General features: G+C 68.1%; 26 protein-coding genes and 7 pseudogenes. 18 read left to right on the top strand and 15 right to left on the bottom strand.

The window, feature by feature from the left end; genetic code table 11:
• Positions 1-64: 64 nt before the first annotated feature.
• From FRANCCI3_RS25355 to FRANCCI3_RS26245, 4 genes are all read left to right on the top strand, one after another.
• On the top strand, positions 65-1,099 hold the full coding sequence (locus FRANCCI3_RS25355; RefSeq protein ID WP_011436971.1) for a hypothetical protein: 1,035 nt from the start codon (positions 65-67) through the stop codon (positions 1,097-1,099).
• 408 nt (positions 1,100-1,507) lie between these two features.
• On the top strand, positions 1,508-1,651 hold the full coding sequence (locus tag FRANCCI3_RS26990; protein ID WP_237704541.1) for a hypothetical protein: 144 nt from the start codon (positions 1,508-1,510) through the stop codon (positions 1,649-1,651).
• 569 nt (positions 1,652-2,220) lie between these two features.
• Positions 2,221-4,266, top strand: coding sequence for a hypothetical protein (locus FRANCCI3_RS12950; protein ID WP_148214913.1), 2,046 nt, complete (start codon positions 2,221-2,223; stop codon positions 4,264-4,266).
• 350 nt (positions 4,267-4,616) lie between these two features.
• Positions 4,617-4,850, top strand: a complete 234-nt coding sequence (locus FRANCCI3_RS26245) for a Panacea domain-containing protein (RefSeq protein WP_131728941.1) — start codon at positions 4,617-4,619, stop codon at positions 4,848-4,850.
• Here the strand turns inward: FRANCCI3_RS26245 and FRANCCI3_RS24605 are convergent.
• Positions 4,847-6,191: pseudogene (locus tag FRANCCI3_RS24605) on the bottom strand (IS66 family transposase); the annotation flags it as partial. The gene FRANCCI3_RS26245 and the pseudogene FRANCCI3_RS24605 overlap by 4 nt on opposite strands.
• A 114-nt stretch (positions 6,192-6,305) precedes the next feature.
• Between FRANCCI3_RS24605 and FRANCCI3_RS12935 the strand changes: the two are divergent.
• The 5 genes from FRANCCI3_RS12935 (at position 6,306) to FRANCCI3_RS24600 (ending at position 9,384) form a co-directional block, all read left to right on the top strand.
• The gene (locus FRANCCI3_RS12935; RefSeq protein WP_083494858.1) at positions 6,306-7,274 is read left to right on the top strand and encodes a recombinase family protein; all 969 of its coding nucleotides are present in this window, start codon (positions 6,306-6,308) and stop codon (positions 7,272-7,274) included.
• Between the two features lie 291 nt (positions 7,275-7,565).
• Positions 7,566-7,877, top strand: coding sequence for a hypothetical protein (locus tag FRANCCI3_RS12930; RefSeq protein WP_011436967.1), 312 nt, complete (start codon positions 7,566-7,568; stop codon positions 7,875-7,877).
• Complete coding sequence (locus FRANCCI3_RS12925; RefSeq protein WP_011436966.1) at positions 7,874-8,356, top strand: hypothetical protein; 483 nt, start codon at positions 7,874-7,876, stop codon at positions 8,354-8,356. Before FRANCCI3_RS12930 ends, FRANCCI3_RS12925 begins: the two co-directional genes overlap by 4 nt.
• A gap of 172 nt (positions 8,357-8,528) precedes the next feature.
• Positions 8,529-8,741 carry a GNAT family N-acetyltransferase gene (locus FRANCCI3_RS12920; protein WP_049760921.1) on the top strand — a complete coding sequence of 71 codons (213 nt, stop codon included), beginning with the start codon at positions 8,529-8,531 and terminating at the stop codon, positions 8,739-8,741.
• 43 nt (positions 8,742-8,784) lie between these two features.
• Positions 8,785-9,384, top strand: coding sequence for an NYN domain-containing protein (locus FRANCCI3_RS24600; protein ID WP_011436965.1), 600 nt, complete (start codon positions 8,785-8,787; stop codon positions 9,382-9,384).
• Here FRANCCI3_RS24600 and FRANCCI3_RS12915 read toward each other — a convergent pair.
• The 3 genes from FRANCCI3_RS12915 to FRANCCI3_RS12905 all read right to left on the bottom strand — a co-directional run bounded on the left by FRANCCI3_RS12915 (position 9,323) and on the right by FRANCCI3_RS12905 (position 11,041).
• Complete coding sequence (locus tag FRANCCI3_RS12915) at positions 9,323-9,565, bottom strand: hypothetical protein (protein ID WP_023842121.1); 243 nt, start codon at positions 9,563-9,565, stop codon at positions 9,323-9,325. The two genes, FRANCCI3_RS24600 and FRANCCI3_RS12915, sit on opposite strands and share 62 nt — an antisense overlap.
• Positions 9,566-9,667: 102 nt before the next feature.
• The gene (locus tag FRANCCI3_RS12910; RefSeq protein ID WP_011436964.1) at positions 9,668-10,174 is read right to left on the bottom strand and encodes an alpha/beta hydrolase fold domain-containing protein; all 507 of its coding nucleotides are present in this window, start codon (positions 10,172-10,174) and stop codon (positions 9,668-9,670) included.
• Between the two features lie 66 nt (positions 10,175-10,240).
• On the bottom strand, positions 10,241-11,041 hold the full coding sequence (locus tag FRANCCI3_RS12905) for a phytanoyl-CoA dioxygenase family protein (RefSeq protein ID WP_035959169.1): 801 nt from the start codon (positions 11,039-11,041) through the stop codon (positions 10,241-10,243).
• A gap of 169 nt (positions 11,042-11,210) precedes the next feature.
• On the opposite strand from FRANCCI3_RS12905, the gene FRANCCI3_RS12900 reads away from it, so the two are divergent.
• Positions 11,211-11,447: an AbrB/MazE/SpoVT family DNA-binding domain-containing protein gene (locus FRANCCI3_RS12900; protein WP_035734508.1), complete on the top strand. Its 237-nt coding sequence runs from the start codon at positions 11,211-11,213 to the stop codon at positions 11,445-11,447.
• Positions 11,444-11,845 (top strand): type II toxin-antitoxin system VapC family toxin, encoded by a 402-nt coding sequence (locus FRANCCI3_RS12895; protein WP_011436961.1) that lies wholly within the window; start codon positions 11,444-11,446, stop codon positions 11,843-11,845. Before FRANCCI3_RS12900 ends, FRANCCI3_RS12895 begins: the two co-directional genes overlap by 4 nt.
• A gap of 24 nt (positions 11,846-11,869) precedes the next feature.
• Here the strand turns inward: FRANCCI3_RS12895 and FRANCCI3_RS12890 are convergent, their stop codons facing one another.
• Both FRANCCI3_RS12890 and FRANCCI3_RS28150 read right to left on the bottom strand, forming a co-directional pair.
• Positions 11,870-12,316 carry a hypothetical protein gene (locus tag FRANCCI3_RS12890; RefSeq protein ID WP_011436960.1) on the bottom strand — a complete coding sequence of 149 codons (447 nt, stop codon included), beginning with the start codon at positions 12,314-12,316 and terminating at the stop codon, positions 11,870-11,872.
• A gap of 357 nt (positions 12,317-12,673) precedes the next feature.
• Positions 12,674-13,363: pseudogene (locus FRANCCI3_RS28150) on the bottom strand (helix-turn-helix transcriptional regulator); the annotation flags it as partial.
• A gap of 67 nt (positions 13,364-13,430) precedes the next feature.
• Between FRANCCI3_RS28150 and FRANCCI3_RS12880 the strand changes: the two are divergent.
• Both FRANCCI3_RS12880 and FRANCCI3_RS29090 read left to right on the top strand, forming a co-directional pair.
• A complete protein-coding gene (locus FRANCCI3_RS12880) occupies positions 13,431-14,210 on the top strand; it encodes an NAD(P)H-dependent oxidoreductase (RefSeq protein ID WP_011436958.1) in 780 nt (259 codons plus the stop codon).
• A 217-nt stretch (positions 14,211-14,427) separates the two neighbouring features.
• Positions 14,428-14,514 (top strand): annotated as a pseudogene (locus FRANCCI3_RS29090) (Fe-S cluster assembly protein HesB); the annotation flags it as partial.
• A 35-nt stretch (positions 14,515-14,549) separates the two neighbouring features.
• Here FRANCCI3_RS29090 and FRANCCI3_RS12875 read toward each other — a convergent pair.
• The 3 genes and pseudogenes from FRANCCI3_RS12875 to FRANCCI3_RS28140 all read right to left on the bottom strand — a co-directional run bounded on the left by FRANCCI3_RS12875 (position 14,550) and on the right by FRANCCI3_RS28140 (position 16,976).
• Positions 14,550-15,188 (bottom strand): DUF2867 domain-containing protein, encoded by a 639-nt coding sequence (locus tag FRANCCI3_RS12875; protein ID WP_011436957.1) that lies wholly within the window; start codon positions 15,186-15,188, stop codon positions 14,550-14,552.
• Between the two features lie 172 nt (positions 15,189-15,360).
• Positions 15,361-16,001: pseudogene (locus tag FRANCCI3_RS12870) on the bottom strand (DJ-1/PfpI family protein).
• Positions 16,001-16,976, bottom strand: a pseudogene (locus tag FRANCCI3_RS28140) (GlxA family transcriptional regulator). Before FRANCCI3_RS28140 ends, FRANCCI3_RS12870 begins: the two co-directional pseudogenes overlap by 1 nt.
• A gap of 660 nt (positions 16,977-17,636) precedes the next feature.
• On the opposite strand from FRANCCI3_RS28140, the pseudogene FRANCCI3_RS28135 reads away from it, so the two are divergent.
• Positions 17,637-17,735: pseudogene (locus tag FRANCCI3_RS28135) on the top strand (Fe-S cluster assembly protein HesB); the annotation flags it as partial.
• Positions 17,736-17,806: 71 nt separating this feature from the next.
• Positions 17,807-17,950, top strand: coding sequence for a hypothetical protein (locus FRANCCI3_RS26985; RefSeq protein ID WP_023842114.1), 144 nt, complete (start codon positions 17,807-17,809; stop codon positions 17,948-17,950).
• A 177-nt stretch (positions 17,951-18,127) separates the two neighbouring features.
• Here the strand turns inward: FRANCCI3_RS26985 and FRANCCI3_RS12860 are convergent, their stop codons facing one another.
• From FRANCCI3_RS12860 to FRANCCI3_RS12850, 3 genes are all read right to left on the bottom strand, one after another.
• Entirely contained in the window at positions 18,128-18,388 is a 261-nt protein-coding gene (locus FRANCCI3_RS12860; protein ID WP_011436954.1) for a Txe/YoeB family addiction module toxin, read from the bottom strand.
• Entirely contained in the window at positions 18,385-18,642 is a 258-nt protein-coding gene (locus tag FRANCCI3_RS12855) for a type II toxin-antitoxin system Phd/YefM family antitoxin (RefSeq protein ID WP_011436953.1), read from the bottom strand. Before FRANCCI3_RS12855 ends, FRANCCI3_RS12860 begins: the two co-directional genes overlap by 4 nt.
• A 470-nt stretch (positions 18,643-19,112) precedes the next feature.
• On the bottom strand, positions 19,113-19,664 hold the full coding sequence (locus tag FRANCCI3_RS12850; protein ID WP_011436952.1) for a group II intron maturase-specific domain-containing protein: 552 nt from the start codon (positions 19,662-19,664) through the stop codon (positions 19,113-19,115).
• Positions 19,665-19,832: 168 nt separating this feature from the next.
• Here FRANCCI3_RS12850 and FRANCCI3_RS28130 point away from each other — a divergent pair, with 168 nt between their 5' ends.
• On the top strand, positions 19,833-20,138 hold the full coding sequence (locus FRANCCI3_RS28130; RefSeq protein ID WP_237704595.1) for a hypothetical protein: 306 nt from the start codon (positions 19,833-19,835) through the stop codon (positions 20,136-20,138).
• Here the strand turns inward: FRANCCI3_RS28130 and FRANCCI3_RS28125 are convergent.
• A pseudogene (locus FRANCCI3_RS28125) lies at positions 20,036-20,305 on the bottom strand (transposase family protein); the annotation flags it as partial. The gene FRANCCI3_RS28130 and the pseudogene FRANCCI3_RS28125 sit on opposite strands and share 103 nt — an antisense overlap.
• Before the next feature lie 212 nt (positions 20,306-20,517).
• Here FRANCCI3_RS28125 and FRANCCI3_RS12840 point away from each other — a divergent pair.
• Both FRANCCI3_RS12840 and FRANCCI3_RS12835 read left to right on the top strand, forming a co-directional pair.
• Complete coding sequence (locus FRANCCI3_RS12840; protein ID WP_011436951.1) at positions 20,518-20,814, top strand: transposase family protein; 297 nt, start codon at positions 20,518-20,520, stop codon at positions 20,812-20,814.
• Positions 20,815-20,831: 17 nt separating this feature from the next.
• Complete coding sequence (locus FRANCCI3_RS12835; protein ID WP_236701554.1) at positions 20,832-22,082, top strand: recombinase family protein; 1,251 nt, start codon at positions 20,832-20,834, stop codon at positions 22,080-22,082.
• A gap of 228 nt (positions 22,083-22,310) precedes the next feature.
• Here FRANCCI3_RS12835 and FRANCCI3_RS26240 read toward each other — a convergent pair whose 3' ends face one another.
• A complete protein-coding gene (locus FRANCCI3_RS26240) occupies positions 22,311-23,315 on the bottom strand; it encodes a hypothetical protein (RefSeq protein ID WP_023841607.1) in 1,005 nt (334 codons plus the stop codon).
• 18 nt (positions 23,316-23,333) lie between these two features.
• Positions 23,334-24,434: a hypothetical protein gene (locus FRANCCI3_RS26235; RefSeq protein WP_011436948.1), complete on the bottom strand. Its 1,101-nt coding sequence runs from the start codon at positions 24,432-24,434 to the stop codon at positions 23,334-23,336.
• Positions 24,435-24,478: the final 44 nt, after the last annotated feature.

Raw genomic sequence — 24,478 nt, 5'->3', positions numbered from 1 at the left:
TGCCGTGTGCCGGTCCGTCAGGCCACCCCGACGAAGCCCATCGCCGCACAGTCGGGAGACGATCATGGCCAGGTGGAACAGGCGTAGGCGGGACGACGGCGGCGGCGCGGCACCTCCTGGCACCGGCCGACCGGCCGCGGGCACCGGCGGGCCGGCGCAGCCCGTTGCCGGCGCCCTGCCCGCCGACGTCGCCGGCCTGATGGCTCGGCTCGGGCGGTACGAGTTCGCGCCGGCCGCCAGCGACGAGCCCGATGTCTGGGGCGACCTGCAACGGCCGTTCCTGGCGTCGGCAACCGCGGACGCGGCCGGTTTCGCCGCGGCGCTCGCGCGCGAGGTGGGCCCTGCGGGGGGCTGGGCGCTGGTCGGCGCCGAGTCCCTCCTGCGGAACTTCGCCGACGGGGCCACCCGCCGGGCCATTCCCACCTACGTGGAGCTTCTCGATGCCAGCATCGACTTCCTGCGGGCCTCGCGGGTGCCGTTCGGGCGGCTCATCGGCTTCTACACGGAGCGATGGGCTGAGCGGGGCGGGACCGAGGTCGACTGGCTGCCCGGCAGTGGGCACGACGGACCGTTCCCGGGTGCGGGACCGGGCGGTACTCCCGCCGGCTCGCCGGACTGGTCGCAGGTCAGTGTAGTCCGCGCCGAGTGGCCGCTGGACCGGGCCGGCATTGAGGCGGACGTGGCCGCCTGGGAGCACGGGGTGCAGCTCTACGACGCCCACGACGACTACGCCACGATGATGCGGGCCGGCATGATGCTGGCCCGGCTGCTGCGCCACCACCTTCACGGCCGGGCGGTGCTGGATGATCCGGTCCTGGCCGTCACGACGCATCACGTGCTGTTCGCCGCGCGGACCCCGCCGCCGGACGGGGTCACCGTCGCGCAGCACGCGCTGCGGATGGCGCGGCTGGGGCTGACGGTGATGCGCGCGCACGGCTGGCAGTCTGCTGAGTTCGGCGGTGACGGGACGCTCGCCGAGCCGTTCTTCACCGGCGGGAACCGGCTGCTGCTGACCGCCGCGCTGGCGTCGGGCGGGCGGCCCGGGGAGAGCGAGCTGCGCCGGTTCTTCGGCGCGGACGGCACCCTCGACCGCGCCTAGCCGCTGCTCGGCGCGGTCGAGGTCCGCCAGCGCCGCGAGCGCGGCGGCCAGGCGCTGCGGGTCGGTCCCGAACGCCTCCACCGCGCTCGCGGGGATCATACCGTCAGCCGCCAGCCGGAGCACGCGGTCGATCAGCCAGGCGGCCGGGTCGGCTCCGGCCGGGCGGTCGCGCAGCGCGGCCAGGACGATCTCGTCGAGATCCTCGGCGCCGGACTCGGCCGGTCGGGCGAGGGCGCTGTCGGCTGCGGCCGTCCCCAGCGGCACGTCGCCCTGCCGGGGCCGGCGGCCGAGTGGGCGGTCGATGTAGCGCTCCCACCAGGTCACCAGCTCGCCGTCGCCGTCGCGCACGCGCCGCCCGCTGCGACAGTGCCGCTCGATGCCACCCAACGCCGCCGCGACGCGGTCGCGGTGCTCCTCAGGCGAGCCCCCGAACTCCGCGGCCGCCTGCTCGGCCAGCCGGTACTCAAGCGCCGACTGGCCTTCCAGCGGCGCCGGCCGGCCCGCCTCCTCGACCAGATACTCCAGCACGGCGCGGTGGTACTCGTCCGGTAACGCCCGGGCCAGCTCGCCGACTCGGATCCGGTCGACACGGGCCTGAGCACCCTGAGCCAGGCGGTGGCGCCGGATCCACTCGAACTTCGCCCTGGTGCGCCAGTGGGCGCGGGCGGCGGCGGCGGGCCGTTGCGCGGGTCGTTGCGCCAGATAGCGGCTGATGTCGACAAGCACGTCGACGACCAGGTCCTGACACACGCAGCTGCCACGGACGAGGGCCTGCTCGCCGACCTGGACCGGCGCCACGTCGCACACCCCAGACCGGGTCATCCGGTGCAGCTTGCGCCGGAACCCGGCGGTCTCGCCGAGAAGCGTGCAGACGATCTCCATGGAGATTGTGACTACAGGTGTCTGAATGACGGCTTGGGGTGACATTCGATCGTCCAGTGTCGTCGAGCCGCCACCAGCAAAGTCCGTGAGCATGCCGGCTTTCTAGCGGAAAATGGTAAAACTGTCTATGATTTTAGTGACTCGCGAAAAAAATCTGCCAAGTGGAGGCAGGGTTCGGCGACTACGATCGGGATGCTGCGGGGGCGGGCGTTGGAGCGGGGATGAAGGAGGAGACGGTCGTGACCCTGTTGCCGGCGGTGGTGCCGCCGGTGCCGGAGACGCGGGCTGAACTGGTAGCCGCCCGGCTGGCCCGGAAGGTGGCGCCGCTGTTCGGAGTGCCCTGGCCGGACACTCTGGAGCCCAACCCACTCGGGCGGATCACCTGGGTCACCGACTTCACCCGGGTCACGCTGTCGGAGATCGCCCGCGGCGCCCCCCTGCCGACCCGTGCGCAGGCCGCGCAGCTCGCGGGCGCCGCCGAGCTCGGCACCCGTGGATGGGTGATCCTCGATCGGATGGCCGCTACCGCGAGTGGGGCGACCTTGCCGAATGAGATCGCCAACGCCACGCTCAACCGATTCGGCCCCGATACGAAGGCTGCGGTCGTCCTAGTGGCGGTCAACCGCCTGCTCGATCCGCTCCGGGCGGCGCTCACCGAGGTCCTGCCCGTGCTGGCCTACCAGGACGGCAGCAGGCTGATACCCGACCTGCGGCTTGCAGCCTGGGCCGCGGTGGTCGTCGAGGTTTTTCGTTCCCAGCCGGCGCTGGTCGCCGCGGGCATCCGCGCGCGTGCGGTGCAACGTCCGTTGACCACCGCCTGGGAGGTGCCGCTGGCCCCCTCCGCAGCAGCTGAATCGCTAACCAGATGTGAGATCAGCGCACCGCGGACGACGGCCTCGCCGGTCCTGCCACGCGACCTCGACCTCGTCGACACCACCCTGCCGGGGCTGGCACTGCCGGCGGCGGAGGGGCCCGTCGGCCAGCAAGCCGCGCACGAGCTGGTCGCTGGGCAGCTCCTGCATCGCCTGCTCGACGTGGGAACCCTGCGCGACACGAGTCACCTGTGGATCTCCGCCCGGGGCCCCGGGCAGCTGGCGCTGGAGGCGCTACTCACCCCGGACTCGATCATTGACCAGTTCGTCGCCCAGGCGCTGCGGGCGCTGCCGCCAGTCGACGGCGGGCCGGTCGACGCGCGACTGCCCGCCCTTCCCGATGCGGCGGCTCTCGCCCAGCGGCCCTTGGCCACCCGGCGCACCGCGGCCATCGCGCTGTTCGGCGCCGTGCGCCAGGTACTCACCGACGCACAGGCCCGGGAGCGCCTACGCCTCGACGCCTTCACCTGGCTGGGCCAGGCACACGGCTGGCTGGCCGGTATCCTGCCGGCGGACGATCCGGTCCGGGCCGTCGCCGGCTGCCGGGCCGACGTGCTCCGGCTCGACCTCGTCCGGTACGACGCGGAGCGGGACAAGCGGGTGCTGGTCGAGGCGCTGATGGCGTCCAGCCAGTACTGCATCGACCTGTTCGAGCGGGGCAGCCTGGACCGCGGCGCCGCCGCGGAGATTCTCTCGGCCGCCAACCGGCAGCTGGACACCCTGCGCCGGCTGGCCGAGGCCAGCTGCGGGCCGCCTGCGGACGGTACCCCACCGGCCGGGATACTTGACGACCATGTGCGCCGCGGGTGGCTGGTCTGGCTACGCATGGTGGAAATCGACCCGGCGGTACTGACCACCGGTCCGCTCCCCGACCTGCTGGCTCACCACTTGCACAACTACGCGACCTACCTCGCCAGCCACCCGTACTCGTCCGGCGATCTCACCCAGGCGGTGGACTTGTTTCGGGACGTGGTGCTGCCCGCCCGAGCAAGATACGTCGCCCGCACGGCCGTCTTCGAACCGCTACGCGTCTCGCTCCAGATGGCTACCGCAGCGACGACGGGCCTCGCGCGGCTGGCGCGGGCTGCCGGCCACTCGGCACAGGCCCGCAACTGGGCGGCCCTCGGCCACCTCTGGATTAACCGCGCTCTCGCGGATCCCGGTACGGCCGCGATGCTAGACGAGGCCACCGAGTCGGCATGCCGACTCGCACTGCAGGCCGTGCCGGCACTCCTGCTCGCTGTTGAGCTGCAGGTGAGTCCCGACGGCGTCGGGACGGCCGCCGATCTCGCCGCGGTCGACCGCCTGCTCTCCTCCGCCCGCCGGTGGATCTCCTCCTTGCCCGGGCCGTTCGCCCGCCAGGACGAGATCGATGCGCTGGCCGCCCGCCGCGAGCAGCTCCCGACCACCTGAACCTCCCGCACCGACCTGGGTGACCTCACCGTCCACCGGAATACTCGCCGACCAGCCGATCTCGGAAAGAACGAGTGGGATGGTACGTTCCGCCCCACTTGATCACGCAGAGTGGCGGTATGGCCTGTTGGCGTTCCTGGTTGGCAAAGTCCTGGATCGGCAAATCGGACAAACTAAGTTATGAATTTAGACGGCTCGCATCTCTGTGGTCACTCATTGTCGCGGAAGGGCGCGACCGGTCCAATGGAATAATAACGCCTCTGGCTCAGCCCTTCGCCCGCGTCGGCGTTTCTCTTATGTTTGCAATAACTCCTATGGGGGGGTAAAATTCGCTGTTACAATAAGTAACAATGGCAAAGATGGAAGCACGGAATATCGCAAACGCCTTTATTGAGCGTGCCAGCCAAGATCAGGGCGAACGCGGGGTCATCACTCCGCTGAAGCTGCAGAAAGTTTTGTATTACGCGCAAGGCTGGTATCTGGCGTTTAACAACGGAAACCCGCTGTTTGACGACAAGGCGTACGCCTGGCAGTGTCCATTCAGAGGTGACGGTCCCAGCACCTCTGTGTTGATGTTGATTTAGGTAGCGACCGCGAGGCCGTCCGGTTCGGCGAGAGCGGCCCGGGGGGTGGGTAGCCAGGGCCGGCTGGCGAGCAGCATCCTGATCGCGTCGATCGGGCGGATGCCATGGTCGCGGGTGGAGACCAGGTAGGAGCGCACGCGCAGGTACCCGGCGAGGGTCGTCGGGGTGTGCCAGTAGCCCGAGACGGCCTGGTGCCGTTTGGGAAGCCTGATCGACTGCTCGGCGGCGTTGTTCGTCCAAGGGATCTTGAAGTCGGTGAGGAAGAGCCAGACCTGGTCGGCCTTCGCGGCGAGCCGGCGGGCCAGGACCAGGCCGGGATGGTTCTTGCCGTCCTTCCAGGGCCGGGACATGTTCGCCAGCCGGCCGACCTCGACGTCCCGGTCGAACCGGGCCCGCAGCCCGTCGATCACGTCCTGGTCGAGGCGGGTGCACCCGGCAGCTCGGGCGGCGACGACCAGGCCGTTCGCCTCGCGGAACAGCTCGATGAGCTGGCCGGCCCACTTCTGGATGTTCGGCGCGAGCATCAGCACCGCCCGCAGAGCTCGGATGAGGTGCTGGCAACGGAGCTGCACGCCGGCGACCTGGGTGTCGTACTGGTGCCAGCCGGCGTAGTCGTCGCGGGTGAGGTAGCCGGTGTAGCCGTCGAGGACCCCGGTGGCGTCGATCGCCTCCGACGAGCGGGAGGGGATCGCCGCGTATCAGACCAGCCCGGGCCACGGGGTCCGCAGCGCCAGCAGGTGCGGGGCGCCCTCGGTCGGCCTGCCGGTGGCCTCGTCGAGGTCCCTGCGCAGGACGTTGACCAGGGACTCGTCACCGCACAGCACCGGCTCGGCGCGCAGCGCCGCCTTCATCTTCTCGTCGTAGCCACGGGCCGCGAGCGCCTCGGCGGCGCGTTGCAGGGTCCGCGCGACGAAGCCGGTCGAGACCGCCGTGCCGTACATCCCGTTGAGGACCAGCGCGGTCCGCGCGAGCGGGACGTTGCCCTCGTTGCCCAGCAGCACCACCGCGCCGCCGATCAGCGGCCCGTAGCACACCGAGCCCGCCGTCGCCCACGGCACGTCCGGCACCCTCGCCGCCGTGATCTTCCCGCAGCAGCCACACCGCCTGCGCGGCAGCGCCCACTCGGTCGTCTCGACCCGCGGCTCGGGCACGTCGCGTACCTGCGTCCACATGTCCGCCAGCACCTGCCCACCGGCCAGGCCCGCCTCGCACGACGAGCACCCGGTCGGCTCGTCCGCCCGTAACCGGCGGTCCGGGGCCGGGTCCCCGGGGCAGCCCGGCACCCGGGTGACCCGGCTGCCCGCCCGGCTTCCTGTCCTTCGAACGGACCCGCTCCGAGGCCGGCCGGACCTGCCGGCCCCCGGCCTCCCCGTCCCCGCCTGCCGGATCGTCGTCACCCTCAAGGCGCGGCAGTCCCTGGACACCTCCAAGCGGGTTCGGCGCAAGCACCTCGCCATGGCCCAGGCCGGCATTACCGTCGGGGGCAACCGTGCCTTCGGCTGGCTGGCCGACAAGGAAACCAAGGACGAACCGGCGGCGGCGCTCCTGGTCGCGGGGGCGGATCAGATCTTGGCCGGCGTCGGCCTCCACACCATCTGTCGCCAGTGGAACGATCTTGGCATCGCCAGCGCCATGGGCAAGAAGTGGCAAAAACCCGTCCTGCGCAACATCTACCTGTCCCCGCGCATCGTCGGCTACCGGGTGTACGGCCCGACCTCCGTCCCGCTGGAGAAGCGCTACGTGGTGGACGCGGACGGCCAGCCGGTCAAGGGCCAGCAGCAGCCCATCCTGGACCTGGATGTCTGGGAGGCGGTGGTGGCGAAGCTCCGCGACCCCAGCCGGGTTTCCAAGCACGTCCACATCGGCGGACGGAAGTATCTGCTGTCCGGGATCATCTGCTGCGGGTTCCGCGGCCGCCACCTGATGGGCGGCTACGACCGGCGGTGGGGCAAGCACCACTACGCCTGCAAGGCCGTCACCGCGGGCGGGTGCGGCAAGGTCGGCGTCACAGGCCGCCATGTTGATGACCTTGTCTCCGAGCTGGTCCTGGCCTACCTGGCAGGCCGCGACGTCGAGGCCGAGGTGGGCAGGTGGCCAAGGGCGGGCGAGTTGGCCAAGGCGGAGGCCAAGATCGCGAAACTCATGGGTGCCTATGACCGGGACGAGCTGCCCGGCCCGTACGTCTTCCCCCGTGTGCGCGAGCAGGAGCAATCCATCCTGCACCTGAGGGCGGAGCAGGCCGAGTGGCTACGCGCCCACACCGGCCCCAAGGTCACGAACCTGGCCGAGGGCTGGCCCTCTTTGGAGCTGGAGCAGCGCTGGGAGATCATTAGTACCGTCATCGAGGCCGTCGTACTGAAGGCGGCTGACGGCCCAACGAACCGCTTCGACCCCGAACGGGTGGAAGTGGTCTGGCGTCCCTGACGCCCCACCCCGCCGGACGCACCAGTCCGGCGGGGTATTCGTCGTGGATACCCTGACGGGCATGGGCCTGCACCTGTCCGGCGATCCAGAGGCGGACGCCCTCATCACGTCCGATGCGTTGGCGCTCCTGGTGGGGATGGTCCTTGATCGGCAAATCGGACAAACAAGGAACGACCGGTAGGCGGAGCCCAGAGCCGGCCGCCTGCTTCAGCCCGGGCGCCGGTCGTTGGCTGATCGCGGCCCGTGGCCTGATCACTACGACAGCGTAATACGCTGTGTTACGATACCGGCATGCCAAACATTCGGTTCACGATCTCGACGTCCTCGGACGTCCAGGCCGCGGTCAGGATGCACGCCGAGGCGGCAGGCATGGATGTGTCCGCTTACATGATCGCGGCGGCCGTCGCGCAGATGGCGCGCGACGATGCCGCTACGGCGACCTTCGCGGCACTCGACGCGCGCAACCAGGCAGCCCTTGAGCAGGCTGGCGGCGTCCCTGAGACGGACCTGCCTTCGTTCGACGCCCTGACCCTGGACGAGCAGGCGCTCGTCCGCCGGGTCCTGAACAGCGCGCTTGGATCGGACGCCGCGAGCGTCGCATGATCGCGCGTACTGTCGTCTATGACGCCGGGATGCTCGTGGCGCTCCTGCGAGACAGCTCGGCGGCGCGGCTGCTCCACCACGGCTTACGCGCGGCTCCGCACCGGCCGGTCGTCATCGGACCGGTCCTTGCCCAGGCGTGGCGACCGGACCCGAAGACGGTACATGCCTTCAGCCAGTACCTGAAGGACTGCACCGTGCCCCAGACTCGGGAGAGCGCTTCCCCTATGCGCGGCATGTCGAGCACCGCCGGCTGCGTCGCCTGCGCGAGAACCTTCACCCTCGACTCGTACAAACGGGCGGGGGCCATGCTCGCCGAGGCCAGTCTTCCCCCGAAGAAGCGGCCGGACGTCATCGACGCCCTGGTCGTCATCGCGGCTGCTCTTCACGGTCCGGCCCAGATCCTCACCAGCGACCCAGACGACATAGGCGCCTACACCGCCACACTTGACCGCGCTGACATCGTCGTCGAACCGATCTGAGACGCTCCTCGCGATTCTGGGCTGACGTTCCGTCGTTGCGAGCGGCCGAGCAGCGGCCTTGATCGGTGCGGCGAGCCGGCTGCACGATCGGTGTCATGAGCAGCCTCTGCATCCGGCCCGCGCTGCCCGCCGATCTAGTGATCATCGCTAACCTGACGCACGGCAGCCGGCCGTGGGCGATCGTCGAAAACATGGTCGTCGACGCCCAGACCCGCCCCGCGGCGTCGGCGAGACGCTTATTACCCACGTTCTCGATACCGCTCGCGCCGCCAACTGCTACAAGGTTCAGCTTCTGTCCCGCAACGACCGGTCGGAAGTCCACGCCTTCTACGCGGCGGTCGGCTTCACCCATTCCGCCGCCGGGTTTCGGATCTACCTGACCTGACTCGACCAGGCCGCGCGGGTGTTGGCTCATCGAGCCGAGGCGGATGGCCGCGCGTTGTTGCTGCCGCAGCAGGTTCCTGCCCTCCGGCACACCTGGCCAGCATGGTCATGTTGATTCCGTGCGCGTGGCGCGGCGGATCGTCAATGGTCGACCGCTCGGCGGTGAGCTCGCGGCAGTCCGTGTCTACCGCGGCCGTCCCAGCCCCGATCACCAGCCGGAGGCCGCGAGGGCCAGTGACCGGCAGGCCGACCGCTGGACCCGTGATCCTCGGGTGGTCGTTGTCCGCCGGCAGCTCCGCTACCCGAAGGCATGGCCGGCCGAGCCCGCGCAGGAAAAAGGTATCGACGTCGCATTCGCCGTGGATTTCGTGCGCCTTGCCTGCGAGGGCGCGTACGACGTCGGTGTCCTGTTCAGCCGCGACACGGACCTCGTGCCCGCGCTTGAGCCCGTCCGCGATCTTGGTGCTCATGTGGAGGTCGCGAGCTGGAAGGCACGAGCCGACTTCGCTTTCCCGACTCGCAGCTTCCGTGGTGCCACTACCTCGACGCCGACGACTACGGAGCCTGTCGGGACTACACCGACTACACGGCGAGTTGACCGCCGGCCGCGGTGGCCACTGCCGAGCCCGCACCGGGCACCGTAGTCGTGTCGTGGTACGCCGACGCTGGTATCAGCGCATCTCGGACTGCGTCGTAGTCCAGCCATGGATCCCGCAGGAACTGCCGCCATCGTGGATCGTGGCCGACGAGCTTCACCCGGAAGTCGAGATGGTGCATGCCGGGCCGGTGCGGGAAGGGTGGGATGTTCAGCGATGTCGTTGTCATCGACTCGTTTTCGGGCCTCGACTCTCTCCCGATCGACCATGGGTGCGCGACTTGCGGCGCGTCGTCAGCACCGGAAGAGACGCGACCCGACTGATCGGGCGATCAGGCCGTGGAAGACGGTCTGCCCCCACGATGCTCGTCCGCGCGGTGAACGAACTCGGCGATCTGCCTGACGGCGGCAATGGACTCGGGGGTGTCAACGGCGCCGTGGTACACGTGAGGCAGTTCGTCGGCGACGTCCAGGACGACATCGGTACCGGCCGCGGTCGCGGCGGCGAGACGCTCGGAGTCGCTGAGGAGTATCTCGGCGCCCCCGGTCTGTATGAGCAGTGGCGGGAGGCACGCTTGGGAGGCGAAGAGCGGCGACGCCGCGGGATCGCGGGGGTCGGCGCCGCCCAGATAGGTCTCCGCGACGCCGCGGATGAGGTCGGGGCTGAAGATTGGATCCTGATCGGCCCGCTCCTGGAACGAGGCGCCGGACCCGGTGAGATCGAGTAGGGGAGAGATGAGCACCCCCGCAGCTGGTAGCTTGTCACCGTGATCACGTAGCCGGTGCAGCAGGCTGAGAACGAGGCCTCCGCCCGGCGGAGTCGCCCGCGATGACGACATCGGCCGGCGTGGCGTCGCCTGGCCTGGGACGACCTACCCGAGGGGCGACTCCGAGTGTCTGGGACCCTATTCGGCAGCACCCAGCCCTTGGCGGACGGCGAGTTCGACCGGGGAGTAGGAGTCGTCGGCGCGATTCAGGTCGAGGGGGCCCTCCGGGTCCAGCGGCGGCTGGGCGAGGAAGCGTGGAACGGACCCGCGGTGTCGTTGCGCGGCGTGGATGAGGAACGGGTGGCAGAGGTAGACGTCGCCGGCCTGCCCGGTCGCGAGGACCAACGGGCGGTCGGGGCTGTCGAGCTTGCCTGCCTCGTCCAGCTGTCCGCACAGCTCCAGTCCGTTGCGGCCGCGTTCGCCCGCGGGTGCCAGAAACGGCGGCACGTCGAGGTGTGATCCGGCCTTGATGCGGGTTGGTGCGTCGTCGGGGCCGACGTCGGAGAACAGGAACAGCATCAGCAGAGCTCGGCCGCGGGATCTGATGTTCAGCCAGAACCACGTTTCGCCGTCCGGCAGGTAGGAGCCGTCCATGTGCCAGCCGGCGTCACCGGGGTCGTCGGGGTGCGGGAAGCGGATGGGGAACGTGCCCAGACCGGTGCGTGGCCGCCACCGACCGGGTCCGACCAGCTGATCGAGCGCGGCGCGCAGCCGTGGTGTGTTGGCGGCTTGCCGGAAGGGCTCCTCTCCGCTTCCGTCGATCCGGATGACGGGACGGGTCCAGCTCGCCGGGTCGGCGGGATCGAGTCCGGTCATGCGCCACAGGATCGAACGGCATGCGTCTGCCAGGGCCCTCGGGAACGCCCGTCGGACGTGTACGAAGCCCTCGTCGATGAATGTCTTGACCTCTTCGTCGGTCAGCGTCGACACCGCGGCCATCACCTCGGCCTCAGATCGTCGTCGACTTGGGACGATCACTCAAATGGTTTTCGCGGGGTGCGGCGGAGGAGGCCCACGGGCCGGGACGACGTCGACCGCACGGTTGCCCGACCAGCGGACCGGCGGCTTGCGAGGCATGGTGATGGGATCGAACTGGTATCGCCTTCCCATGGAAGCTGTCGTCGATCAAGCAGGTCGGATCGTGCTGCCCAAGTTCATCCGCGACGCGCTGGGCCTGCTCCCGGGTACGAAGGTGGACATCTCGCCGTACGGCGCTGGTGTGCAGGTCGTGCCAGCCGGCAGGACCGCGCGCCTCGTGGAGGAGAACGGCGTGCTCGTGGCGGCCGGCGACACGGTTGTTGATGACGAGATCCTGTTCGGCCTCATCGACGCGGGTCGCAGATGACTACCGCGGTCGACACGAGTGTCGCGGTTCCCCTCGTGGTGCGCTCGCATACGCATCACGTGGACGTGGTGCGATGGTGGGACGGGCGGGAGCTCACGCTGAGTGGGCATGCTTTGGCGGAGACCTACTCGGTGCTCACCAGACTGCCGGGCGACGCAAGACTGTCGGGGCCGGATGCCGCGCGCCTGCTCGACGCGCGGTTTACGGCACCGTGTGCTCTGAGCGGCTCACACGCCCAGAAGGTTCACACGACGTTGAGCCGCCTTGGCATCGCTGGGGGCGCCGTGTACGACGGGCTGGTGGCTCTGGCCGTCAAGGAACATGACCTGGCCCTCGCGACGAGGGATGCACGCGCACGTGGCACGTGGCACGTGGAACCTATGACGCGGTCGGAGTAAAGGTCATTATCGTTTGCTGACCGGTCAGCGGCCTGAGGGTGTTGCCTGGTCGGCCAGCCAGTCGGCGGTGCGGTTCAACCAGGCCCATCGTCTGTTTCCGAGCAGGTGGTCGCCGCCTGCCACGAGCAGCAGTTCTCTCCTGGGCGCGGTGGCCGCCACATGGCGGGCCTGGTCCGGCGTCGGCAACGTGTCCGCTCCGCCAGCTACGACGAGCAGGGGCTGGTGGACGGATGCCGGCAGATCCGGGTACGCGAGAGCGGCGGCGACCCGCTGTGCCTCGTCCGCGCCGCCGCAGCGGATCGTCAGCGTGTCGGTGGCGAACTGCGGCAGCGTCTCCCAGGTCGGCATTGGATAGGGGCCGCTGACCGTTGCGACGGCGCGGACCCGCGGGTCGACGCCCGCTCCGATCGCGCGGGAACGACAGAGCGTAACAATCGCGGCGACGTCGGCGTCGTCGACAAACCAGGACACGGTCACTGCCTCCTTGAACGGGATGGTGCGACGGGGTTGCGCGCTGGGGCGATGTCAGGCGACGGTGAGGACCGCGTTTCGTCGGATGCGCCGCGCCCGCAGGTCCTCGATGACATTCGGCGTCCGTGTCCAGGGCTCGACGACGCCGATCTCGGGATGCAGGTGTCCCCGGCGGATGAGCCGTACCAGGGTTCGCAGGTCCGCGGCGTCCTCGGCAGGCGTCCCGGCGTAGTGGAACTGTTCGATCGGCGCGCCGACGGTCCCATCGATCCAGTCGAAGAAGTCGACGGTGATGGACTGCGCGCTGACCTGCCCGAACCAGATCACCCGACCGGTGGTGCCGGCTTTACGCCGGGCGGCGGTGAAGCCAGGGACCGCGGACAGCACCAGCAGTTCCATGCCCGATTCGTCCGGTAGCGCGACGTTCTCCTGGTGCAGTTCCAGCGTTCCCACCAGCGGGTGCCGGTACGCCTTGCGCCCATGCATGCGGGCGCGCACGTCCGCGCGCGCCCAGAGGCGGCGGAAGCGCTCACTGCCCATCGCCAGCTCGCCGATGAGCGAGGCCAGGCGGGAGTCCTCGGGGTACTTGCCGGCGGCCAGGCGCAGGTGCCCGACGACGTCGAGGGTGCAGTTCTCCCAGTCCGCGTAGAGGCCGCGCTCGGCCTCCTCAAGGAAGATGTGCCGGGCGGTGTTCAGGCCGGGCATCGGCCGGCCGTAGAGGAGCCCGGCGAGGCGATTCCCCGCGAGCACGTCCAGCTGGTGGTTCATGATCAGTGCGGGTGTGTCGGGGACCAGGTCGAGGACGCGCGCCAGCTCCGGCCGGATCCGCCCGCCCGGCGCCTTGGCGCGCCGGCGGCGCTGCCGGGCGAGTCGGTAGAGGTGCCCGCGTTCGGTCTCGTCGAGGCCGAGGACGCGGGCGAGCGCGTCGAGGACCTGCTCGGAGGGCTGGGTCGCGCGGCCCTGCTCCAGGCGTACGTAGTAGTCGACGCTGACTCCGGGCAGGTGCGCGACCTCTTCGCGGCGCAGTCCCTCGACTCGGCGGCTGGAATGGGCGCCCCTGAACGCCGGACGCCGCGGCACCAAGGATCGGAGGCACCCGATCCGAGGAGTTCCCATGAAGACGCTGATCGTCTACGCGCATCCGGAGCCGAAGTCACTCAACGGCTCGTTGAAGGACCTCGCAGTGTCCACCTTGGCGACCGCCGGGCACGAGGTACGGGTGAGCGATCTGTACGCGATGAACTGGAAGGCGGTCGTGGACGCCGCGGACTACGGTCCCGACGCCTCACGCCCGCTGAAGGTCGCTCTGGACTCGGGCCGGGCCTTCGACGCCGGGACGCTCACTCCGGATGTCCTCGCCGAGCAGGAGAAACTGTGGTGGGCGGACACGATCATCTTCCAGTTCCCGCTGTGGTGGTACACGATGCCCGCGATCCTCAAAGGCTGGGTGGACCGGGTGTTCACCTTCCACTTCGCGTACGGCGTCGGCGAGCACAGCGACACCAAATACGGCGAGCGCTTCGGCGAAGGCACCCTCGCGGGAAGGAAGGCCCTGCTGTCGGTGACCGCCGGCGGGCCCGAGGCGCACTACGCCGCGCGCGGGATCAACGGCCCCATCGACGATCTTCTGTTCCCGATCCACCACGGCATCCTCTACTACCCGGGCATCGAGGTACTGCCGCCGTTCGTGCTGTACGGCACCGACCAGATGACCGGCGAGGACTACCCGAACGTCGCCAAAGCCTGGGAGCAGCGCCTGCTCACCCTGGAGTCGACCGAGCCGATCGCGTTCCGACCACAGAACTTCGGTGACTACGAGATCCCCTCGCTGCACCTGAAGAAGGGACTGGAGCCCGCGGGCCGCACGGGTTTCGGGCTGCACGTGCGCAGTTGACCTCCGGGCGCGGGCTGCTGATCGCGAGATCGTTGACGTTCACCATGATCGGGGGCCTCCGCCGCTGCTCGGGGAGGGGCGGGTTGCCGTCGCGTGGGATGGGCCATCACAGCGGCGGATCGTCAGGGGCGACGACTCGACGGTGAGCTCGCAGCCATCCCCGCGATCTGACCGGCGTCGCGGTTGCCGCCGTGAAGCGGTCGGCTACCGTTGACCTGTGGGACTGCACCTGAGCCAGATCGACGAAGCTGACGAGTTGCTGACGAACGAGCCGTTGGCGCTGCTGATCGGGATGGTGCTGGACAGCGGGTATCGGAAAGATGGAGTGGAGAGCGTCCTTCAGGCGTCTGCGGGCGGGTTGCGGGGGGTGCTCTCGTGCCAGTCCTTTCCGATGCCTCGCAGCAGCGGCGGGTAGACGATCAGCAGGCGAAACGGCGTGATCGCCGCCATGTAGACCCGTCCGAGCAGGCCGTTCGGTTTCACCAGCACGGTCATCTGGCCTCGGTGGCCAGCCGGCTGACGGCCGGCGTCGTCGTCCGGGATCCAGCCGACGTGCAGCACTCCGTGAACCGTGCGGTTGACTATCTCCGCGGCCCATTCGTTGTCCGTCAGAAAGACTGACCGGAACGGGAGGGTCTCGAACGCGGGTCCGGCTGGTGCGTCGCGCAGGTCGGCTGGTAGGCGTTCACGCAGCGTCGGCACCCGGATGGCGATACCCGAGTCGGGATCGTCCCAGCCGAGCCAGGCTCCGAGGCGCCAGCGGATCCTGAACAGCAGCCGGGCGACCCATGACGGGTTGTCCCCCGTGTCGCCCTCGGCGATCAGCCGCACCAGCCTCGGGAAGTCCTGCGCGGTGCCTGGTGTGGGCAGGGCCCAGACGTCCTCGATGCGGAAGTCAGGCGTGATGTCGTGAATTCGCCAGGGCCGGGATGTGTGCGCGGTCTTCGGGAGCTTCCTTTTCGTCCTCGTCTTTGTCATTCTCGTCCTCCGGGTCCTTGGGGGCGCGGGAAGCCCGAGCACGCCCGCGACGGCGCGGGCCGCGAGAAACAGTATTTCTCCTCCACCTCGCGCCCGACGGGACGTCCGCTGCCGTGCAGGTGGAACGTTGGCCGTGTCGGTGAACAGTGGTCAGTGAAGCGACCTGTACAGATCAGGCGCTGACGGCGAGGCCGCTCGCGCGCAGGGCGGCGACTCGAGCCGCGGGCGCGGTGGCGATCGAGCCGGCCGCATACGGCGGTTGGGGATCGTATTCGACAACGAGCTGGATGGATTCGGCGATGTCGTCGCCCACCATGCGTCCGGTCAGGTGCAGGGCGAGATCGATGCCGGCCGAGACACCGGCCGCGGTGGCGTACTTCCCGTCGATGACGACTCGTTCGGCGGTGGCGATGGCACCGAACGTCGTTAGATGATCAAGGCAGATCCAGTGTGAGGTGGCGCGGCGACCGGTGAGCAGGCCCGCGGCGGCCAGCAGGAGCGAGCCGGAGCAGACCGAGGCCGTCCAGGTGGCCGCCGCGTCAACGCCGCGCAGCCAGTCGAGGGTCGGCTGGTCAGCCAGGAGGTCGGCGGCTCCGGGACCACCTGGCACCAGGAGCACGTCGGGGGCGGTGACCTCGGAGAGCGCGGCATCGGCGACGACGGTCAGGCTGGCCGTGTCGGCCCGGACCGGGCCGGGCCGGGCCGGGCGGCTGCGAAGATCACCTCGGCCCCGGGAATGCGGGCGAGGATCTCGTACGGGCCGATGGCGTCCAGGCCGGTGAAACGGTCATACAGCATGATCGCGATCTGCATCAGTATCCTCCGGAGGTTGGATTTGGATGAGGTCGGAACTGGCGGCGGTATTCCATCGGCGGCACACCCAGGACCCGAACGAAGGCGCGCCGCATCGCCTCAGCGGTGCCGTATCCGCACGACCGGGCGATCTGCTCGATTCCCTCGTCGGTGTCCTCCAGCCGTCGGCGGGCCGTCTCCAGCCGGACCCCGTCCACGTACCGCCCCGGCGTCACTCCGACCTCAGCGGCGAAGGCACGGGTGAAGTGACGGGGTGACAGCGTCACGCGGCGGGCGAGAGAACCGACGGAAAGATCGCCTTCGGGGTGCTCGTCGATCCAGTGCTGGACCTCGCGCAGCTGCGGCCGTTCGGCGACCTGAGCAGCGAGCTGCGCGCTGAGCTGTGCCTGCCCACCCGGCCTGCGCAGGAACATCACCAGGTGCCGGGCTATCAGCAGCGCGACGTCCCGCCCGAGGTCCTCTTCGACCAGCGCCAACGCCAGGTCGATACCTGCGGTGACGCCGGCCGAGGCGGCGATGTTCCCGTCTCGGACGTAGATCGGCTCGGCGTCGACCTGGATGTCGGGGAAGCGTCGAGCGAGCGCAATGTGCCCAGTGCGTCGTGGCGCGACGTCCGGCCAGCAGGCCGGCCTCGGCGAGCAGGAAGGCCCCGGTGCAGACGGAGACCACACGATCGGCCTCGGCCGCCAACTCGCCGATGCGGCGCACCAGCTCCGGGTCGGGGGCGGCCGTACCCGGCCCGCCGGGCACCAGCAGTGTGTGAGCTGGTCCGACGTGGTCGATGTCGGCGTCGGGTAGCAGCCGCAACCCACTGCATGTGCGCACCGGGTGGCCACCAGGCCCGGCGGTCATGATCCGGTACGCACCTGGCCGTTCCGTGGCGGCGTCCGCCCCGGCGAACACCTCCAGCGGGCCGGTCACATCCAGGCTCTGGACGTCGTCGTAAAGCACGATGACCACGCTGCGCGGCCTCATGCGGATTAGGCTGGCAGGGCTCGAGTATGGCGGCAAGGACGCGGTTCCCACCTTTCCCGCCATCGCGTCCCGCCATCGCGTCCCGCCATCGCGTCCCGCCATTGCGGGCAGGGCCGCGGCGCGCGGCGCCGGGCTTCGGTCCTACCCGGCCGAGACGGCCACGAGATCCAGCTCGTCCACCTGGCCTGCCGTACCTCTCGGCTACCAAGGCTGCCGGCCGACTACGCGGCCTGCCGGGACCACTGACGCCCAGGACTCTGCGTCGGTAGCGTGTCAGTCACTTTCTCCCCGCCGTCCTCCGGGACTGGCGGGGCTTTTTTCTAGATCGGCTACAAGGCGGCTGCTCAGGGTGTGATCCTGGACCCGCAGGCCGTCATTGCCGCGGCGACGGGCCCAGCCGCCCCGCCCGTCCCGGCGGCTCCGCCCGCGGCAAGCGTCACGCCTCCGGAGACATCGCCGCCTGCTGGATGACGGCATTCAGAGTATGGGGACGACGTGCGCGGCACGGTACATCCCGTACCGCTGCCTCCAGCTCCGCTGGTGCAGTGTTGGCTGACAGCGCAGCCAGCGATTACGAAGCGCGCCGGGACACCGCGAACCACACGGCGATATGGCCGGCGGTGCGACGGCCGCCGTTCCCAGGCCGGCTACGGTGTTCGGGTGGGACTTCACCTGAGCCAGATCGACGAGGCGGACGAGCTGCTGACGAACGATCCGTTGGCGCTGTTGATCGGGATGGTGCTGGAGCAGCGGGCACCGGAAAGAACGAGCCCGGCGGAATGACTCGTGTCACCCGAGCAACCGAGCTCTGACTGGTCACGGCGGTGCCCGTGGGCACCGAGCCTGTCCCGGTCGGCGATCTTCGGCAGGCTCACCACCTCGAGGCGATGGCGGCAGTCGTGATCTCGCTGTTGTTCGGTGGTCGCGACCCGAGCATCGTCTTCAACCTGGTCGATGCGATCCCGAACCGGTAGACGCCAGACCGCCTCGCCGCGCTGTTCAAGGCGACAGATGTTCCGGCCCGTGATGGGGGAGAACCGGGGCGAGCAGGCCGGTTAGAGTGAGAACCCGGGGTTATGATCCGGCTTGCGGCTGCCGGAGCGAACAGGACTACGGCCGCAGTCGCTCAGAGCTGCTCACGGCAGCCTCGACTACTGATAGTGGTAGCGGCAGGAGATGATTGTGATCTGGCTGGGCTCAATCGCATAGATCAGGCGGTGCTCGTCGTCGATTCGCCGGGAGCGCAGCCCGGCGAGGTTGTTGCGCAGCACTTCCGGTTTGCCGATGCCCTGCCCATCTGGATCGCGTTTGATGTCCGCGATCAGGGCGTTGATGCGCTTGAGAGTTTTGCGGTCCTGGCTCTGCCAGTACAGGTAGTCGTCCCAGGCATGGTCGGTCCAGGTCAGCTTCACCCGTCAGGATCCGGGGAACGCTCGACCGCGCCGCCTGAACGCCACTGCTCGACGCTCTCCATCAGCCGGCGGGCGTTGGCAGGCGTGCGCAGCAGGTAGTTGGTCTCCACGATCGCGTCCCAGTCCTCCTTGCTCACCAGGACCGCGTTCCCCCTCTTCGAGACGATCTCTACCGGTGTGTGATCGGCGTTGACCTGTTCGAGAAGTGGGAACAGTGTCTTGCGCGCCTCGCTGGCACTGATCGCCGCGACCATGCCGGCACCTCCCTGAGCGTCCAGTCGTACCAAATACGGTACCATCCCTGGGTGCTCGTCAGCTGGCCGTGCAGCGGGGGGTCAAACTGGCGTCGCGTAGGGACCGGTAGCGTCCAGTAGTGAGGGACACGGAGCCGCCTGACGAGTTGACCAGCGTCGCCAGTCCCCGAACACGGTCGGCTACGGTGGTGTGGTGGGACTGCACCTGAGCCAGATCGGCGAGGCCGACGAGCTGCTGACCAAGGATCCGCTGGCGCTCCTCATCGCTATGGTTCTGGGCCAGCCGGTATCGGAAAGATGGAGTGGAATCTCACTATACGTGCCCGCATAGATACTCATCGTCATGGTTGATCCGTTGCGTGGCGGGGGACGCGAGCTATCAGGGTCGAGTAGCCGGGAGGGGTTTCACCTCCCGGCTCTCGCAGAACCGTGCGTGACGGTCTCCCGTCACACGGCTCCTGTCATCCTGGTCACCGGAAGGTCGGAACCCACCGCCAGTGCGCGAACAGACCCGGAGAGCCCGTGACTGCCCGTTGCCAGGCGGCTGACGCCTTTCTCATGGGTCGTAGCCGCTTGTACTTCTTGCGGATCCAACGCACCAGGTAGGAGTTGATGCGCGTGAGGAGAACGGACAGCGCGGAGCGGTAGAACGCCCCGTAGTACGCCATCCAACCTCGGACGATCGGGTTGATCGTCCGGGCGAGGTCCGCGAGCGTGACGTTGCTGCGGCGGTGTAGGCGCCAGTGACGGACCTGCCTACCGAGCGCGGTCAGGGCCTGCCTGCTGATCGCGGGCTGGAACGAGGCGAAGAGCCGGCCGTTCCTGCCGCGTGCCGCGCGGGCACGGAAGGTGTACCCGAGGAACGTGAACGCGGTGTGCTCGTGGCCGAGCCGCCGGTTGGCGTCCTTGCAGTACACGATCCTGGTCTTGGTCGGGTGCAGACGCAGCCCGACCTCGGCCATCCTGTCCTCGACCGCCTGGCGCACCTGGTGGGCCTGGCGTTCGCTGGCGCAGTGGAGCACTGCGTCGTCGGCGTAGCGCTCGAACGGGACGCCCGGGCCAAGGGTTCGTGTGCGTGCAGGCAGCCGGTCGTGACCAGCGTGTTGTGGTCACACACCCGGTTGACCAGCCTCCGTACCGAGGCGATCTCGTCGCCGGCCACGACCCGTTGATGCCCGAGCGCGGTCCCGGTGTCGTGGCGGACGGCCTCGACGACCGCCTCCTGGCGCACCGACCCCTGTGGCGGGCGGGAACGGGCGCCCTTCATCACCTTCCCGTCAAAGGCCACCGCCACCAGGCCGCCCGGGTCCGCGGGCCCGGGCGCGACCGCGGCGGTCCAGCCCGACAGCGCCTGGTCCAACTGCCCGGGCGGGCCTTCCTCCACGATCCGCCGGATCGTGCGCTCCGACGGCACCCGACGAGGGAACCCGAGGCCGGCCAGCACCCCGACCGGGAGGGCGCAGGCCCACTCCCACACCGCCACGGTGGTGTCGTGACCTGCGATGTTGCCCGCGACCCACAACGCCAGGACCGGCGCGAGCTCGTAGCGAACACCCCGCGGGTCGCGCCAGTCCGGTACCCGCCGCAACACCGCGACCAGCCCCGCGACCTGCGCGGCTGTCGAGACCTCAACCTGCTCCTGCTGACACTCAAGCCACAACATGGGGGACACTACAGACACGGACGCGGCACCTGCTTCTGGAAGACCTTTGCGTGAGAACTCAGATCTTCCTGTAGGTGCCGCGTCTGCCGCGTTCCAGGGCCCTTCGCGGCCCAACCCCCAGCAGTAGCCGACCACAAACTCAAGACGCCACGCCGTACCTACTTTGACGTCGCCCTGGCTGGACACGGGTGGCGCGACGTTCCGGTGGCTGCATGACCGACCTCGGTTACGAAGGCGAACCCGCCGTCCACACCCCGCGGAAGAAGAAGCCCGGAACATCCCTGACCGGCTGGCAGAAACAACTCAACGCCGAGTTCGCGTCCGTCCGGGTCGCCGCCGAATGGGGAGTCGCTCACGCGAAGAACTGGCGAATCCTCACCAGCCGTTACCGCAGCGACCTCGGCCGTATCGATGCCGACATCCAGGCAGCCGTCGGCCTCCAGAAAATCAACGAACAGCAATCCGAGCGAATACTGAGCTTCGAGAGAATCAAGAGAGTTTCTGAATAACTTCCGTGGTGTACCGGGTGGTGCGGCCGGTGTACGAGGGCGCCCTGGAGGACTTGAAGCGGGGAGCCACCAAAACCGGCAAGCCCCTTGACGGCCTCATCGTCTCCGACGTGGACCGGCTCACCCGCGACCCGCGCCACCTGGAAGACGCCATTGACGTGGTGGTCCAGTACGGGCGGCCCGTCATTGACATCAGCGGCACCCTTGACCTCCTCACGGACAACGGGCGCTCCGTGGCCCGGATCGTCGTGGCCCTGAAGAACCAGCAGTCCGCCGACACCTCCCGGCGGGTGCGGACGGCCCACCGCGAGCTCGCCAAGGCGGGTGTCCCCGTGGGCGGCTACCGGCCCTTCGGCTGGGAGCCGGACAAGCGCACCATCCGCAAGGCCGAGGCCGACATGATCGTCGTCGGTGCTGACGAAATCCTTGCCGGGGTCGGCACGCACACGCTCTGCCGCCGCTGGAATGAGCTGGGCATTCTCACGACCCGGGGCCACCAGTGGCAGCGCCAGGTGATGAAGAACATGTATCTGTCTCCCCGCCTCGCGGGCTACCGGGTACACGGCCCGACCACGGTTCCCTTGGAGCAGCGCTACGCCTGCACCGTAGACGGCCAGCCCGTCATGGGCCTTCAAGGTCACATCCTGGACGTCGAGGTCTGGGAGAAGGTGGTGGCGAAGCTCCGCGACCCCGCTCGGACCGGCAACCAGAACATCCACATAGGCGGCCGGAAGTATCTGCTGTCCGGAATCATCCGCTGCGCCTACTGCGGCGCGCGGCTCACCGGCGGCTGGGACAAGGGGTGGAAGAAGCATCACTACTCCTGCCGTCCCGTCACCGCTGGTGGCTGCGGCAGCGTCGCCGTGACCGGCCACCACGTTGACGAACTGGTCACGAACTTGGTGCTGGCCTATCTGGCAAACCGGGACGTGGAAGCCGAAAGCGGCCCGTGGCCCAAGGCGGCCGAGGCGGAGATCGCCGAGATCATGGCCGCCTGGCGGGAGACGAAGCGCGGCGGCACCCGCGCCCTCCAGATGGTGGAGGAGCTGGAGGGGGACGTGGCGAAGCTCCGGGGGGAGCGCAACGACTGGCTGCGCGCCCACTCCGGCCCCCAGCTGACCAACGTGGCCTCGTCCTGGCCTCGGCTGGAGGTGGAGCAGCGCCGTGACATCATCGCCACCGTTATCGAGGCCGTGGTGCTGTCCAAGGCCGATGGGCCGAAGAACCGTTTTGACCCGGATCGCATCACCGTGATCTGGCGTCCCTGACCAACCTGCCCCGCCGGATCACTCTGGCGGGGCTTACCGTTGGCCGCATGGCCCTCCACCTGTCCGGCGACCCCGAGGCCGACGCCCTCATCACGTCCGACGCCTTGGCGCTCCTGGTGGGTATGGTTCTTGACCAGCAAATCGGACATGTAAGGAACGAATTCGGACGTTCCGTCACGGGTTGGATACCCTCTGTGGCATTCGGCTGGGGTTGATGACCGTCCCGCGCTAAAGCAGCGCCGAGCGCGGGGATGCAGTTTCCATGATCTCGTCCGCGACCTTCAGCGCTTCCCGCGTCTCATCCACGCTTGGCTCCCGGCCTCCGTGGATTGCCGTGTTCCGAGGCTCCGCCAAAAAGCTCATGATCCGCTTGCCCGCGTCTCCGGGTAGCTGCACTCCCAGATTTTTCAGCGCCTGAACGCGCCCGCCGATCTGGCGGCTCTTCTCTATCACATAGCCCGCGACGTCTGACCGTAGTCCAGCAAGTTCCTGATCCAGCAAATAGGTCAGAGCCATCTCCGCCGCCGTCGCCGCATCCAGTACGGCCCTCCGACGCTGCCCGCGGCGGTTGGCCGCGATGGCGTCCCGGAGCAACAAATGTTCGGTGGGCGGCTGGCGACCGTCTGACGCTGCCTTAAGTATCGCCTTCCAGCGATCACTTTCCAAGGCATTTACCGGTGACATGGTGAGGGAAATGGGAGCAGGGTTTCTCACCCTCTCTCCATCGGGACCGTACTTAAACCAGAGTTCGAGGTCATCTCCCGGGCGGCTTGCCCCATCGTAGTGGGGATCAAGGTTTTGTCGCGCTACCACCTCAACCCAGTCGGCCGCGAGCCTCCACCAGGCGTCAATATCCTGGTACAGGTTCTGCCCGCGTTCTTTTCGCCTGACGCTTTCGGGCTGATCCGCGGTGGCAATGGTGTGCCGAACTACGAAGGCGCGGACAAGCGCGTTACCATTGGCTCCTAGCGGATCGTTTGACTTGAAGTGGGACACGTTACCCCATGCACTCCCCACGGAACGGTAGCGTTCGTCCCAGTCAATATCATTCCGCACCGTTTTCATCGCGGGGGCTGTCAGGATAGGCCCATTATTCAGAAGTTGAAGTGAGGGCATGACCAGGCTGATATCCATGCCGCCAATACGAACCGGCGTCTCTGAGGCGAGTACGGCTACCTTGACCGCGACCGGCGCCGGTAGTCTGAATATTCCTTCTAGAGTAAGATCAGGCATGTTGCTCCACATGGGGTACTAATATGGCATCAAAGCTGTCAACGTGTTCTCGAGCGCAAGGAGAGCGCGACGTGCAGCCGCGATGGTTTTCGTCTCATCTACACCATGTTTCACGCCCTGCAACTCATCAAGGCACCGGGTCATCATCATTATGATTACCGTGACGCCGTCGCTTTTCATGCCAAAGCCTCGTACTGCGTAACGAACACGTAGCGCTCGATGCGGTTTGCCGTTCTTAGGGTCAATTTCCTTTGCGTATTGACCAACATTTTCCCGCCATGCGAGGACCTCATCATCAGGCGCAATGGTGCGCAAAGTCCAGTCAAGTGCCTCCACACCCGAGTTCGCCGCCTGAGAGGCCGCATCTGGCCCATTCGAGGTCAGCGCGTGCCAAGCTCCCCTCAGCTTCGGAACCGCCTTAGGGCATGCTTGCCCTAGCCAGGAGGAGAGATGATCAGTAAGCTGTTCACGACCTTCCCGCCACCGTTCATCTTCAAGGTTGGCTTCTTCGGCGGCCTCACCGAGATCATTTCCGATCTCGACTACATGAAGTGTGGTCGCGCCCAGAGAGGAAAGTCGGCCTGGAGATGGTGGCGGCGAGACGATGGCCGCATCAAGGGTTTGGCGCCAGCCGTCGGCTGCGAGATTGGCGAAGGCCAAGAAATTAGGCGGTGGAACCGCAATCAGCGAACGCTCGGCGGCCTTAACGAGCGACTTCTCAAGGTCAGTGAACATCGGACCCAGTAGATTTCTGGCGCTCAGCTTATTGGCAGCGGCAATCGTCTCCGAGAGATACGAAGAACTCAGGCTCTGGGTCAGGACTCCCGCAAGCCGTGCGCCAGCCAGATCCATGGAGGCAATCTTTGCCAAGGAGCTGGTGGCTCCAAGTTCTTTGATGATTGCTTCATATGGCACGGTTGATCCAGCCAGCTGTGCGGCAATTTTCGATATTGAGGAGTTATTGACCGCCAGGGCATCTCGCATCATTCGAGAAAGCTGCTCATTCATTCCCGTGTAGACGCCGGGCGGCACCCGCAACACGATTTCGCTGAGGCGATCCATATCTTTGGACGCAATCTCAAGTGCGGGATCTTCCTCGTCGTGTTCGTCGGTGCTCATTCTGGCTACTCCTTACTCCTGCACCGACTTTTTCATCGGTAGTC

It is taken from the genome of Frankia casuarinae (genome assembly GCF_000013345.1).
Lineage (GTDB): Bacteria > Actinomycetota > Actinomycetes > Frankiales > Frankiaceae > Frankia > Frankia casuarinae.
Note: the sequence above shows the minus strand (reverse complement) of the source record. Positions and strands in the feature narration are given on the sequence as shown.

Coding starts and splice junctions, on each gene's coding strand:
- FRANCCI3_RS25355 (WP_011436971.1), top strand. CDS start 65: ATGGCCAGGTGGAACAGGCGTAGGCGGGACGACGGCGGCGGCGCGGCA.
- FRANCCI3_RS26245 (WP_131728941.1), top strand. CDS start 4,617: ATGGCAAAGATGGAAGCACGGAATATCGCAAACGCCTTTATTGAGCGT.
- FRANCCI3_RS12935 (WP_083494858.1), top strand. CDS start 6,306: ATGGCCCAGGCCGGCATTACCGTCGGGGGCAACCGTGCCTTCGGCTGG.
- FRANCCI3_RS12930 (WP_011436967.1), top strand. CDS start 7,566: ATGCCAAACATTCGGTTCACGATCTCGACGTCCTCGGACGTCCAGGCC.
- FRANCCI3_RS12925 (WP_011436966.1), top strand. CDS start 7,874: ATGATCGCGCGTACTGTCGTCTATGACGCCGGGATGCTCGTGGCGCTC.
- FRANCCI3_RS24600 (WP_011436965.1), top strand. CDS start 8,785: ATGGCCGCGCGTTGTTGCTGCCGCAGCAGGTTCCTGCCCTCCGGCACA.
- FRANCCI3_RS12915 (WP_023842121.1), bottom strand. CDS start 9,565: ATGACAACGACATCGCTGAACATCCCACCCTTCCCGCACCGGCCCGGC.
- FRANCCI3_RS12910 (WP_011436964.1), bottom strand. CDS start 10,174: ATGTCGTCATCGCGGGCGACTCCGCCGGGCGGAGGCCTCGTTCTCAGC.
- FRANCCI3_RS12905 (WP_035959169.1), bottom strand. CDS start 11,041: ATGGCCGCGGTGTCGACGCTGACCGACGAAGAGGTCAAGACATTCATC.
- FRANCCI3_RS12900 (WP_035734508.1), top strand. CDS start 11,211: ATGGAAGCTGTCGTCGATCAAGCAGGTCGGATCGTGCTGCCCAAGTTC.
- FRANCCI3_RS12895 (WP_011436961.1), top strand. CDS start 11,444: ATGACTACCGCGGTCGACACGAGTGTCGCGGTTCCCCTCGTGGTGCGC.
- FRANCCI3_RS12880 (WP_011436958.1), top strand. CDS start 13,431: ATGAAGACGCTGATCGTCTACGCGCATCCGGAGCCGAAGTCACTCAAC.
- FRANCCI3_RS12875 (WP_011436957.1), bottom strand. CDS start 15,188: ATGACAAAGACGAGGACGAAAAGGAAGCTCCCGAAGACCGCGCACACA.
- FRANCCI3_RS12855 (WP_011436953.1), bottom strand. CDS start 18,642: ATGGTCGCGGCGATCAGTGCCAGCGAGGCGCGCAAGACACTGTTCCCA.
- FRANCCI3_RS12840 (WP_011436951.1), top strand. CDS start 20,518: ATGACCGACCTCGGTTACGAAGGCGAACCCGCCGTCCACACCCCGCGG.
- FRANCCI3_RS26240 (WP_023841607.1), bottom strand. CDS start 23,315: ATGCCTGATCTTACTCTAGAAGGAATATTCAGACTACCGGCGCCGGTC.
- FRANCCI3_RS26235 (WP_011436948.1), bottom strand. CDS start 24,434: ATGAGCACCGACGAACACGACGAGGAAGATCCCGCACTTGAGATTGCG.